The 12,100-nt window shown below is 74.9% G+C and carries 8 protein-coding genes; 2 read left to right on the forward strand and 6 right to left on the reverse strand.

The window, feature by feature from the left end:
- Positions 1 to 76: 76 nt before the first annotated feature.
- Positions 77 to 1,096, forward strand: coding sequence for a JmjC domain-containing protein (locus ACIBEC_RS03075; RefSeq protein ID WP_360491878.1), 1,020 nt, complete (start codon positions 77 to 79; stop codon positions 1,094 to 1,096).
- Positions 1,097 to 1,225: 129 nt separating this feature from the next.
- On the opposite strand, the gene ACIBEC_RS03080 is transcribed toward ACIBEC_RS03075, so the two are convergent.
- The 4 genes from ACIBEC_RS03080 to ACIBEC_RS03095 form a co-directional block, all read right to left on the reverse strand.
- Complete coding sequence (locus tag ACIBEC_RS03080) at positions 1,226 to 3,259, reverse strand: ABC transporter ATP-binding protein (RefSeq protein WP_360491881.1); 2,034 nt, start codon at positions 3,257 to 3,259, stop codon at positions 1,226 to 1,228.
- 522 nt (positions 3,260 to 3,781) lie between these two features.
- Positions 3,782 to 7,051 carry a type 2 lanthipeptide synthetase LanM family protein gene (locus ACIBEC_RS03085; RefSeq protein ID WP_360491884.1) on the reverse strand — a complete coding sequence of 1,090 codons (3,270 nt, stop codon included), beginning with the start codon at positions 7,049 to 7,051 and terminating at the stop codon, positions 3,782 to 3,784.
- Positions 7,052 to 7,183: 132 nt separating this feature from the next.
- On the reverse strand, positions 7,184 to 7,363 hold the full coding sequence (locus ACIBEC_RS03090; protein WP_360491887.1) for a hypothetical protein: 180 nt from the start codon (positions 7,361 to 7,363) through the stop codon (positions 7,184 to 7,186).
- Positions 7,364 to 7,575: 212 nt separating this feature from the next.
- Positions 7,576 to 7,755, reverse strand: coding sequence for a hypothetical protein (locus ACIBEC_RS03095; RefSeq protein WP_360491890.1), 180 nt, complete (start codon positions 7,753 to 7,755; stop codon positions 7,576 to 7,578).
- A gap of 360 nt (positions 7,756 to 8,115) precedes the next feature.
- Between ACIBEC_RS03095 and ACIBEC_RS03100 the strand changes: the two genes are divergently transcribed.
- Positions 8,116 to 8,664: a histidine kinase gene (locus ACIBEC_RS03100; protein WP_360491893.1), complete on the forward strand. Its 549-nt coding sequence runs from the start codon at positions 8,116 to 8,118 to the stop codon at positions 8,662 to 8,664.
- A 3-nt stretch (positions 8,665 to 8,667) separates the two neighbouring features.
- Here the strand turns inward: ACIBEC_RS03100 and ACIBEC_RS03105 are convergent, their stop codons facing one another.
- Positions 8,668 to 9,405, reverse strand: a complete 738-nt coding sequence (locus ACIBEC_RS03105; protein WP_360491896.1) for a hypothetical protein — start codon at positions 9,403 to 9,405, stop codon at positions 8,668 to 8,670.
- Between the two features lie 172 nt (positions 9,406 to 9,577).
- The gene (locus ACIBEC_RS03110) at positions 9,578 to 11,959 is read right to left on the reverse strand and encodes an FtsX-like permease family protein (RefSeq protein ID WP_360491899.1); all 2,382 of its coding nucleotides are present in this window, start codon (positions 11,957 to 11,959) and stop codon (positions 9,578 to 9,580) included.
- Positions 11,960 to 12,100: the final 141 nt, after the last annotated feature.

A 12,100-nucleotide genomic window follows, 5' to 3' on the forward strand; every position in this document is an offset into this window, starting at 1 on the left:
GGCGGCATGATCCGGCGGCTCCGGGCGGAGACCGTCGGCCCCGAGCACCGAACACCCTGACACCACAGGACACATCATGGAATCGCCCACGCTGGCCGACTGGGTCGGCGACGTCGAAAGCTTCGCCGGCCGCCGGTGGCAGCGCGAGCCCGCGCTCTTCACCCCGGGGGCCCTCGCCTCGCCCTTCGACCTCGACGCGCTGGACGCCGCCTTCGACGGAGGGCTGCTGCGCACCCCGTACCTGGAGATGGTCCGCTCCGACAAGGTCACCGTCCCGCCCGAGGCCTACACCACGTCACGCGTGGTCAACGGCGTGACGTACGGCGGCTACGCCGACCGCGCGAAGGTCCTCGCGCGCCTGCACGCCGGGGCGACGCTGCTGCTGCGGTGCGTCGACCAGTGGCACCGCCCGACGGGCGAGCTGGTGGCCCGGCTGTCCGAGGAGCTCGACCGGCGCGTGGAAGCGTTCTTCTTCCTCACCCCGGCCGGCGGTCAGGGGCTCGCGGTGCACCGCGACGACGCGGACGTGTTCGTCCTCCAGGCGGCCGGACGCAAGACCTGGTACGTCCACGACGCCCCGACCGTGGCGGACTGGTCGCTGGGCGAACTCCCCGACGACGAGCACTCGCCGCGCCTCCTGCACCGCGTCCTCGAACCCGGCGACGTCCTCTACATCCCGCGCGGCTTCGCCCACCGCGCGGTCGGCGCCGCCGGACTGTCCGCCCACCTGTCGCTGACGATCCGCGACCTCTCCCTGTCGGACCTGCGGACGGCCCTCGCCCGGCGGCTGACCGAAGGGCTGGACCTCCCGGCCCGCCCACTGGGCCAGGCCGCGATCGCCGACGCCTGCGCCACGCTCCTCGGCCACGTCCGGGCCGAGGCCGACACGATCGGACCGGAGGACCTGCTGCTCGCCGCCCGGGCGGCCACCCGGTCCGGGGCGGCGCGACAACCGGTCGGACCGCCCCGGGCGGAGACCTTCACCGAGGCGGCCCGCACCTGGGAGACCGGAGGACCCGACGCCGGGCACGCCGGGCTGAGCCCGGTCGGCCGCACCTGGCGCAGGCTGCGCGACGCGGCCCGCACCACGACCTGACGCACGGCGCCGGGCCACCGGACACCGGGGGCACAGCGCCCCCGGTCCCCTGGTCCACCGCCCCCGGCCTCCCGGTCCACCAGTCCACCAGTCCACCGGTTCGACCGGGGCCGGCGGTTCAGTCGCGCGTCAGCTCTCCTCCCCCGCCGCGCGCTGGGCCGGCACGGTCCGGTCCCGCTGGAGGTCGAGCAGTTCGCGGAACAGGCCGTCGTCGCGGGCGGCGAGTTCGGCCCAGGTACCGGCCTGGACGATCCGGCCCTTGTCCATCACGATCACCCGGTCCGCGACCGCCGCGTTGGCGATGTTGTGGGTGACCAGGAGGGTGATCCGCCCCGGGGCGAGGGCGCGCAGGGAGTGCAGGATGCGGTGCTCGGCGCGCGGGTCGAGGTCGGAGGTCGGCTCGTCCAGGATCAGCAGGCCCGGGCTGCGCACCGTACGGTAGAGCGCCCGCGCCACCGCCGCGCGCTGCCAGCCGCCGCCGGACAACTCGGCTCCGCCCCACCAGCCTTGGGCGAGCAGCGTGCGCCAGCCGGAGCGCAGCCGGCCGACGATCTCGTCGAAGCCGGTCCGCGCCGCCGCCCGTTCGACGTCGGCCATCACCCGGTCGGTGAGGTGGCCCAGGTGGACGTTCTCGGCGGCGCCCAGCGGCCAGCGGGCGAACTCCTGCGGCACCCGGGCCACCCGGGACCACATCCCGTCGGCGTCCAGCTCCTCCACCGGCACGCCGTCCCAGGTGATCCGGCCCGACTGCGGCAGGTAGAGGCCGGAGAGCAGCTTCAGCAGGGTCGACTTGCCGCTGCCGTTCTGCCCGATGACGGCCACCACGTCGCCCGCCCGCAGTGTCATGCTGACGCCGTCCAGCGCGGGCTCCTGCTGCTCGCCCGGGTAGGCGTGCCTCAGGTCGCTCACCTCGACCAGCTGCGGGGCTCCGGGGACGAGGTGGCCGCGCCGGATGCGGTGGCCGCCGGCCTCGTCCAGGAAGGTGAAGTAGTCGTCCAGGTAGAGGCCCATCCGGTACAGCCGGGCGCCGTTGCCGACCAGGCCCTGCAGCCCGGAGGAGGCCGTCCGCAGCGCGAAGGTGGCGGTGCCGGCGGCGGCAAGGTCGATCCGGCCGCTCGCCACCAGGTAGAGCAGGGTGCCCCAGATCAGCGCGCTGCCGGCCCCGGTGCCGAGCGCGGCCAGCAGCGACACCTTGGCCGCCTCCCGGGTCGCCCGGTCGGTGGCCGCGACGATCTTCGCCTCGGCACGGCGGTACTTGGCCATCAGGAACGGCGTGACCTGGTCCGAACGGACCTGGTCGGCGCGGGTCTTGTCGATCAGGAACCACCGGTAGACGCGCAGCGCCCCGCGGTCCTCGTTGGTGATCACCGCCGCCAGGTAGTGGATCCGGGCAGTGCGGACGGCCGCCACCCCGGTCGGCACCGAGCCGAGCAGCAGCAGCGGCACCAGCCAGGGGTGCAGCGTCGCCAGGACGCCTGCGGCGGCGGCCAGCGAGACGGTGGAGGCGATCACGTCCTGGGCGTTGGAGAGCAGGTCGGGCGTGGTCGAGGCGCCCCGGTCGGCGGCCTCCCACTGCTCGTTGTACGCGGGCTCGTCGTACGCCTCCAGCTCGGCGGCGCACCCGGCCGCGATCAGCGCCAGCTCCGCCTCCCGGGTGATCCGCGGCGACACCCGGCCGGACAGGCCCACCACGGCGATGCCCAGCACGGCGCGCAGGGCCGCCGAGACGGTCAGCAGGACCAGCGAAGGCGCGGCGGTGCGCAGGTGGTCGGTCACCGGACCGGGGACCAGCAGCGCGCCCAGCGTGCCGGTGGTGGCGTACAGCGCGAGCGCCCCGAACACGCCCGCCAGCGCTTGGCAGACCAGCAGCAGGACGGTGGACGTCCGGTCCGCCGCCCAGGCCAGCGTCATCGCCCGGCGCACCAGGTGTGGCAGGCGGCGCAGCATGGCGCCCGCCGACATCGACGCGCCGGCCTGGGCGCGGCGGTCGCCGGGGAAGCGGAGCCGCAGCTCCTCGTCGTGCTCCTTGTCGTGCTCCCTGTCGTGCGCCTTGTCGGGGTGCTCGTCGCGATGCTCCTCGTACTGGTCGTCGCGGCGGTCTTCGTGGTGGTCGTCGTCGGGGGTGGTTGCGGGCTGCTCGGGTTTCACGACCTGGTCGGACACAGTGCTCCCTGTTCCCTGGTACGGCGGCCTGCGGCCGCGGCGGTTCCGCACGCGGGCAGCCCTCGTCGCCTGGTGGGCGTGGAGGGTCGGCAGCGGTGCCGGTGGGCACTCTGCGAGGGGCGGCTGCCGGTGCGGACCCCGATCCTGGCAGCGGCCCGCGGGGGTGTCCGGCGTGTCCCGGCCGGTCTCACTCGATCCGGGCGATTCCGTGTCGAGGACGGCGAGTTGGTGGCAATCGATCACTCGGAAGGTTCGCGATGTTCGATTCCGCAGGACGCCGAGGCAGGCTGTTCAGCATGCGATCCGACAATCAGCGGGACGTCCCGCCCCTGTCGGCTCAGAAGGGGATCCCGTTCACCGACCCGATGGGGAACGGGATCCACCGCGTCCGCCGCCCGTTCGGCCTCGACGTGCTCGGCGGCCCGACCGGCCCCGAGGAGGCCGTCGCCCTGGAGGTCGAGCATCCCCCCCGGGGGGCTCGGGCCGGCCTGCAACCGGCCCGAGGGCGGGAAGCCGTGAGCGTCAGGGGGCTACCGGCGGATGGAGGGCGAGCAGGGACGGGACGCGGGTCGGGGCGGCGAGGCGGAGGAGACCGTGGCCGATGCCCGCGAGGCCGACCATGAGGGAGGGGCTGTGGACGCCGTGGGGGAGGCCGCAGATCCAGCCCCTGGTGTCGAGGGCGTCGAGGGTGGCACAGGCCTGGGCGTGCCAGGGGGCGCCGGCGAGGTGGAGGGGTTCGAGGTTGCCGAGGTCGCCGTGGCAGAGGGAGAAGTTGAGGCCGAAGCCCTCGCGGCGCACCGTGTCGAGCGCGGTGTCCCGCTCCTTGCGGAGCAACTCCCCTTCTGCTGGCAGGAGTTCGGCGAGTTCGACCCGGGCGAGGGCGATGCCGGAGGCGCCGTGGCACCAGAGGGTGGGGAAGGACGGGGCGTCGGGGCCGCCGTCCTCGCGGACGTCGCGCCAGTTGGCGGCGGACGGATCGAACAGGGTGCGTTCGTAGTCGAGGGCGGCGAGGGCGAGTTCGGGCAGCTTCGGGTCGCCGAGGCGATGGCCGGCGCGGGCGAGGGCCCAGGCGATGCCGGAGCCTCCGTGGGCGAAGCCGGCCGGCGGGCGGCTCGCGGCCTCGGCGAGGGAGGCGGGGAGCCAGCCGACGCCGCCTTCGGGGTGCGGGGCCGCGGCCCGGGCGAGGCGTTCGGTGCACGCGGCCAGGGCGGCGGTGACGGCCCTGCCCGGTCGGACGATCTCCCAGGCGAGCAGTCCGCCGATGGTGCCCGCGTTGCCGGAGAGGAGGTCGTGGAGGGTGTCCTCGGGTGCGGTGGCGGCGACGCGGTCGATCACCAGCCCGGCCAGGGCGTCGAGTTCGGCGTCGGGGTGGTGGGCGGCGAGCTGGGCGAGGGCGTAGAGCACTCCGCCGGTCCCGGACAGTCCGCCGCCGAGCCGGTCGGCGCGCCGACGGATCTGGCGACGGAGTGTCAGTTCGGCTGCCCGGGCGTAGTCCTCGTGCGAGCGGTCGCCGGTGACGACGGCGAGCTGGTGCAGGAAGAGCGTGATGCCGGCGGTGCCGCTGTACAGGTCAGGGCCGAGTTCGGCGGGGGCCCAGCGGCCGGGCGGGGTCCAGTTGGGGCCTACGAAAGCGAGGTCGGCGCTGCCCCGGTAGGCCTCGCGGAGCAGTTGCTCGCCCGCCTCGACGGCCTTGGCGAGCGCGCGGTCGGCGAGGCCCTCCCCCGCGTCGGCCGACGCGTCGACCGGTGCGTCCGATGATGCGTCGCCGGTCACGGCCATGGCCGCCCCGGCCGCTGTCGCCGCCGCAGCCGCCCGACGCGGCTCGCGCGCCCCGTCGGCCGTCGTCACCGACAGCCGCAGGAGCTGGAGTTGGCGGGCGAGGTCGTCCTCGCCGAGGCCGTCCGCCTTGGCGAGCGCGAGGTCGAGGGCGGGCCGGTCGGTGACGCCAGGGATGACGGCACCGGTGGCGGAACGGGCATCGACACTGTCCGGGCGGATGGTGAAGACGGGCACGTCGCCGCGCCACAGGTCGGCGCGTTCGTGTTCGACGAAGGCGAGCGCGTGCTCCTCCCAAGCGGCGAGCGCCCAGAGCCGGTCGAGGTGGCGGTCCTGGTCGAGGGCATCGCGGAGCAGGTCGGGGTGGCAGGCGGTGTTGAGGAGGCTGCGGTACTCGAAGGTGTCGCGGCGCAGCATCCGCGTCTCGTCAGCCGCGAACGCGCGCAGCAGTGTACGGAGTTGCTCCTTGTCGGCGGCGAGCAGCCGGTAGGCCTCGGTGAAGCCGGCTTCCAACTCGCCGAGGTGGTCGGCCAGCCGCAGTGGCTGCCCGGCCGGTACGGGCCTGCTGCCGGGTGCCTCGACGGGCAACCGCCGGTATTCCAGCCGGAGTTCGTCCGTGCCCTGGCCGACCAGGACGGGGGCGGGCCGGGGCGGGAGGCTGGCCGGGTCCCAGCCGAGGGCGGAGAGGTCGGTGCCGCCGTTGCCCTCGTCCCACATCCGTTCGGGGAGCAGGCCGGAGCGGAGCACCGAGTGGCGGGCGTGGTGGCGGGCAAGGCGCTCGGACTCGGACAGGTCCTTGGCGGGCTCGTACAGGTCGGGGTGGAGGAGCGCCTCGAGGTCGATGAGGACGGGCTGGTCGCGGACGGCGATCAGGTTCTGGGCGTGGCAGTCGACCGCGTCGAGGACGTACATCAGCGCCGCGAGGGTGCCCGCGCGGTGGTAGAAGGCGCTCAACTCGGCGTCGTTGTCGGCGGGTTCGGCGGTGATGTGAGCGACCCAGCCGTAGCCGTCGCCGGCCAGGTGGGCGAGGTCGTGCAGGGGCAGTCGGAGCCGGGGGTTGAGCCAGTGCAGGAGTTGCTGGAAGTGGGTCTCGGCTCCGAGCGGGCGCGGCTTGTAGACGATCCGGACGCCGTGTTCGAAGCGCAGCGAGCTGACCGTGGCGCCGTCCCGGTGCGGGTCGCCGAGACCGGTGGCGAGTTCGGTGAGCCGGCCGAGCGGGCGGCCGTCCGCGAACCCGGCGGAGAGGGCGGGCAGGTCGGCGGCGAGGCGGCGGAACAGGGTGAGGGTGGTGTCCGTCCACTGCCGGGCAGTGGTGGCGAGGCGGAACGCCAGGACCGGGTACTCGGCGAGGAGTCGCAGCGCCCGCTCGGGGCGGGTCAGCCGGTCGAGGAAGTCCCGGTAGCGCAGTTCGGGGGTGTCGCCGGTCAACTCGCCGGTGAGGCGGGCGACATGGAGTTCGGTGATGACGGTCCTGATGGCCGCTCCGTGAGCGGCGGCGGTGAGCGCGGGGAGCGCGAGCGCGGTCAGGTCCTCGGGGGTGCCGAGCGCGGGGGCGTCCAGGGCCTCGATCCCGGCGCGCAGGCGGTCGCGGGCGTCGGCGAGCAGCGGGGCGGAGAGACGGGCGAAGGCGTGCTCCTCGGGGATGTCGGGCGCCGCCAGGACGGCTTCACGGCGGAACGCGTCGGCGAGGCGCTCGGCCCACGGGTGCGCCCCGAGCCCGAGGCGGTCGGCGAGCGCGTCCGGGTGCTCGGCGAGGAGGGCGTGCAGGGCCTCCGGGTCGAAGCCGTCGGCGGCGAGGCGCCGCTCGAACCAGCCGTCCCGGTCGAAGGGCGCCTGGGCCCGCCAGCGCTCCAGCTTCCGGCCGGCGCGCTCGGCCCGTTCGCCGCGTGCGGCCCGCTCGGCCCGTTCGCCGCGTTCGACGCACTCAGCAGACCCTCGGTGATCCGACGCCTGGCCACGGGCGTGCAGCGGGACGGCTCGGGCGGCAGCCCGCAGGAATTCGGACGCGTCGACCACGGGGCGGTGCTGCCTCTCTCGTCTGCTCGGCTCTGTTCTCTCAACGTCCCTCAACGTCCCTCAACGTCCCTTGACGTCTCGCGACGGCGGGCGGGAGGCACTCCTCGCCGGGGCGCCTCCCGTGAAGTCGGCTCACATGCTGCACATGCGCCAGCAACTCGACGGATACTCACAGGTGTTGAGCTGCACGGCGGCCGTGACGTACAGCTCGCTCGCCAGGTCGCCGGCCGGGTGGGGGCGCTTGGCCGGGTCGAGGGTGAGCCGGTAGTCCTCGTCCTTGAGCGCGCGGAGCTGGTCTGCGACGGGCAGCATGGGTGCCTCCTCGAAGGGGTCCGGTCCGGCGACAGTCGCGCCGGTTGTCCGGATCCTGTCAGTGCCCCTGCGGACGCACCAGGGCCGTGGGGAGCCCGGTGCCATTTTCCGGCCACGATCGAAATACGACCGGGCGGCCGGGGAGCCGGTGCGGGGCGAGCGGGCCGACGCGGCCCCGTCGGTACGACCGGGGTCCGCGCCGGCCCCTGGCGTCAGAAGCTGCAGACGTGCCCGCAGCTCGACCAGCCGCCACAGGTGCTCGCCTGCACCGCGGCGGTCACGTAGAGCTCGTCCGACAGGTCGCCGGCCGGGTGGACCTGGTGGCCCTGGCCGAGGGTGAGCCGGAAGTCCTCGTCCTTGAGTGCGCGAACCTGCTCAGCCGTGGGCTGCATGGTGCCTCCTCCAAGCGTTCGGGTCTGGCACAGGTGTGCCGGGTCGGGATCCTGACAGCGCCCCACGCGTCACACCAGGGGCGCCGCCTCACCGGTCCCGTATTCGGCCAGGATCGAAATAGTGCACGCGCGGCCGCCCCGCCCCATTCCCCCAGGCCACGCGCCGCCCCCTCGCACCGCCCGGCCCCACAGGCCCCTGTACACCTGTCCAAAATCCGGGCGGTTGCGGCGGGGTGAACCCCGGCCGAGGTTTGAACGCCCCCCTCCCGTGGCAACGGCCTCGTTCCTGTGGCAACGCCCTGCACCGAGGGTCACGATGGAGGCCCGGCCACCCGCCGGGCCCGGCCCGATCGGAGTGCGATGAGCGAGCAGCACAACGTCGTCCTGCTGACCTTCCCCGACGCCGCCGGCTGGCGCCCGGCCTTCGACGAGACACAGCACCTGCCGGGCCTGCGCGTGGCCGCCGCGCTGGAACGCAGCGCCGACGGGATGCTCGAGATCAAGGACACCTTCACCCGGGGCGCGGGCCTGGCCACCGTCGGCTCGGGGCTGGTGGGCGGGCTGGTCGGGCTGCTCGGCGGGCCGATCGGCGTGCTGCTGGGCTTCGCGGCGGGCGCGGCGCTCGGCAACGCGGCGGAGGAGCGCTACGCCACCGAGGCCGGCGCCGCGCTGATCGTGCTCTCGGCGCGGGTGCCGGACGGTGGCGCGCTGCTCGCCCTGGAGGTGCGGGAGTCCTCCCCCGGCCCGGCCGACGACTTGGCCGCCCGACACGGGGCGACGGTCGAGCGGATCGACACGCACACCTTCACCGAGCAGGTCCGGGCGGCGGAGCAGAAGGCCGAGGAGCAGAGAGCCGAGGAGCAGAAGGCCGACGGGCAGAAGGCCGACGAGACGCCCGACCGGCCCTGACCCTCACGACATCCGGTACAGCACCGGCATCGCGCCCGTCCGGTTGACCAGCAGGTTCTGCAGCACGTAGCTGCGGAAGCTGGGTTTGGTCACCTGCCGCAGCAGCAGCCGCAACGCGCCGGTGTCCCACCGGGCGTGGTTGACGAAGACGTAGTCCGCGGGGCCGAGCGGTTCGAGCAGGGTGGAGTTGTCGAGGCCGGTCTCCCGGGCGTACCAGCCGGCCAGGTGGTCCCAGAGTTCGAACGCGACGTCCCGGTCCTCGGCGACGAAGTGGTTGAACAGGAACAGCCCGGCCCGGCTCTTGTCCACGTCCCCGATCGAGCGGGCGCAGCGGGCGCGCATCACGTGCAGGTCGGTGGCGGTGCCGAGGGCAGCGGTGAGGTTCCGGTACGGCTCGCTCTCGGCGACCGTGCCGAGGTCGTCCGGGGTGTCGGTCTCGATCAGGACGGCGACGTCGTAGGCGGCCCGGTGGAACCGTTGCTGCGCCGCGTACCCGCCGGGCGGCGGCAGGACCACCGCGCGGTAGACGGTGACCCGCCGGACCTCCGGCCGCGTCCTGAGCGCGGCGGCGGAGGGCTTCAGCCGGTCCAGCAGGGCGCTGCGCGCGGGGTCGGCGCGCACGAACGGCGGGCCGGTGGGCGGCGCCACGGCGGCGGCCAGGTGCAGGTACCCGTACGGCGGCGGGTCGGCCAGCCGGGCGCGGGGGTACTTGGGGTTCGGGTTCAGGAGTTCGAACTGCATGATCGCTCCATGCGCGGGTCCGGGTGGAACCGGGTGGACGGCCCCCCTCCGGCCGCCTACCCGGTCCCTCCCGGACCAACCCCCGCCGTCACTCCCGCCCGCAGCGTCTCTGCCGTCCGCGCCCCCGCCGACATTCCGCCCCGCAGCCTGTCTGCCGTCCGCGCCCCCGCCGTCACTCCGCCCGCAGCGCGTCCACGGTCCGCGCCCGCGCCGCCCGGACGGCGGGGAGCAGCGCCCCGAGCACCGCGATCAGCACGCCGCCCAGTCCGAGCAGCACGAGCGTCGGGGTACCGAAGACGTCCAGCGCCGAGGTGGGGAAGTTCAGCCCGGAGGCCCGGCCCATGGCGGGCACCGTGGCCCGGTGCAGCAGCAGTCCCAGCGGCAGTCCGGCCGCGCCGCCGACCGTGCCGGCCAGGACGACGGAGGCGAGCACCGCGCCCACGGTCTGTGCCGGGGTCATGCCGAGCGCCTTGGTGACGCCCATGTCCCGGGTGCGTTCGCGGATCTCCAGCACGACGGTGTTGAACACCCCGAGCCCGGCGACGGCGACCAGCAGCGCGGTGAGGGTCGCGGTGAGGGACCGCATCGCGAGGATCATGTCGCTGGAGCTGTGCGGCGCGCCGGCCTCGGCGGTCATGTGGGCCGGGGCGAGGGCGGCGCCGACGGCGGTGGCGTAGGCGGCGTGGTCGGTGCCGGCCTTCAGCTTGACGAACCACACGTCCGGGCGGGGGGCTGTTCCCGGCGGGTAGGTGGCGGCGTCGGTGAAGAGTTCGTTGGTCTGCATGTGCGGGTCGAAGACCTCGCCGACGATCCGGACGGTGATCGCCCGGCCGTGGGTCGTGAAGGTCACCCGGTCGCCGAGTGCGACCGAGGCTTCGGTCAGGAAGGTGGCGGGTGCGACGGCCTCGCCCGGGCCCTGGTACCAGCGTCCGGAGACCATCCGGTAGCCGGCCCAGGAGGAGTCGCCGTCGAAGGCGGTCACCAAGGTGCTGCCCGCCACCCCGGGGACCGTGGCGTCCTCGCTGCCGCCGCCGTAGTACGCGGCGGTGCCGGGCTGGGCGTTCAGTGCGGCGGTGACCTCGGCCGGGTCGGCCGGGACCGGCCTGGCCAGGGGCACCGTCCCGGGCGGGCCGTCCGGCCGCGCCGGGTACACCACGACGTCTGCGGTGTCGCGTGTCTTCGCTTCCTGCACCCAAGTCATCGTCCCGCCCATGCCGACTGCGAAGACCGCCGCGGCCGTGCCGAAGAGCACGGCGGCGAGCATCCCGGCGGCCCGGGCGGGGCGGGCGAAGGGCTGGGCGAGGCCGAGGCTCAGCGGCCGGGGCAGCGGTAGCCGGGCGGCCAGCGCGGCGGCGCGGGCGGCGACGGCGTCCCGGCGGGTGGCGCCCGCCGTGCGGCCGACGGCCAGCGCGTCCACGGTGCGCAGGCGCCCGGCGCGGGCGGAGGCGGCCCAGGCGACGAGGGCGACGGCGGCGAGGGTGCCGCCCGCCACCGCGATGTCGACCCAGGGGGCGAGGCCGGAGGTGTCGGCGCCGTAGAGCCGACCGGTGGTGGCGAGCACCGGGATGGTCAGCAGGTTGCCGGTGACGACGCCGAGCAGGGTGCCGGCGCCGGCCGGGATCAGTGCCTGGGCGACGTACGCCCGCACCACCTGGGCGGGGGTGCAGCCGAGGGCCTTGAGGACGCCGATCCGCCGGGTGGCGGTGCCGACCGCGCCGGCCACCACGTTCCCGGCCACCAACACCGACATCGCCAGGCCGAGCAGTCCGAAGGCGACCATGAAGGGCAGGAACAGCGCGGTGTTGCGGTCCGAGCCCTGTTCGGCGGTGAGCCAGGACTGGGCGCCGGTCAGCGAGTCGGCGGGTGCGGCGGCGGTCACTGCGGCCCGGTCGGCGGCCATCGCGTCGGCGGTCCCGGCCTGGGTGAAGCGGTAGAGCATCTCGTAGCCGGGGGTGGTGCCGGGTGCGGTGAGGGTGGCGATGGCGTCGGGTGTCACCCAGGCGTCGGCGGTGCGGCTGACGGACCGGGCGAGGCCGACGACGGTGAGCGTCGGCGCGCCGGGCAGTCCGGGAACGCGCAGCGTCCGGCCGACCTCGCCGAGCAGGCCGGCGTAGTCGGCGGAGAGCACCACCTCGCCCGGGCGGCTCGGCCAACTCCCCTGCAGCAGGGTGACGTTGTCGACACCTTCGGCGGCACGGGCGCGGCCGGCCACGGTCATCGGCTCCATGATGGCCCCGGGCGGGACGTCCGTACCAGGGCCCGGTTCGGGGTCCACGGTGACGGTGCGGAAGGGGCCGGCCGCGGCCGTCACCCCGGGGGCGTGCGCGGTGGCGGCGAGCTGGTCGGCGCTCGCCCGGGCGCCGTCGAAGCGGGCGGTGAGGTGGGCGCCGTGCTGGCCCTCGAAGGCCTGGTCGAAGGGGGCTTGGGAGGCGACCAGCAGCGAGCCGCCGAGGACGGAGCAGGTGGTGGCCACCATGGCGGCCAGCCCGATCGCGACGGACTGTGTCCGGCGCCTGCGCACCCCGGCCCGGACGACCCTGCCCAGCGCGCTCATGCGCCCACCTCGCTGCACTCGGCGAGCGCTTCGCGCAACGCGCACCCTTCGATGATGAACTCGCTTCGCTCGCTCATGCGCCCACCTCACTGCACTCGGCGAGCGCTTCGCGCAACGCGCACCCTTCGATAATGAACTCGC

The sequence above is a fragment of the Kitasatospora sp. NPDC051164 genome (assembly GCF_044455625.1).
In the GTDB taxonomy this organism is placed as follows: domain Bacteria; phylum Actinomycetota; class Actinomycetes; order Streptomycetales; family Streptomycetaceae; genus Kitasatospora.

Bases quoted from the DNA above. Each gene is read 5' to 3' on its own strand.
- ACIBEC_RS03075 (WP_360491878.1), top strand. From the start codon at position 77: ATGGAATCGCCCACGCTGGCCGACTGGGTCGGCGACGTCGAAAGCTTC.
- ACIBEC_RS03090 (WP_360491887.1), bottom strand. From the start codon at position 7,363: ATGCTGCCCGTCGCAGACCAGCTCCGCGCGCTCAAGGACGAGGACTAC.
- ACIBEC_RS03095 (WP_360491890.1), bottom strand. From the start codon at position 7,755: ATGCAGCCCACGGCTGAGCAGGTTCGCGCACTCAAGGACGAGGACTTC.
- ACIBEC_RS03100 (WP_360491893.1), top strand. From the start codon at position 8,116: ATGAGCGAGCAGCACAACGTCGTCCTGCTGACCTTCCCCGACGCCGCC.
- ACIBEC_RS03105 (WP_360491896.1), bottom strand. From the start codon at position 9,405: ATGCAGTTCGAACTCCTGAACCCGAACCCCAAGTACCCCCGCGCCCGG.
- ACIBEC_RS03110 (WP_360491899.1), bottom strand. From the start codon at position 11,959: ATGAGCGCGCTGGGCAGGGTCGTCCGGGCCGGGGTGCGCAGGCGCCGG.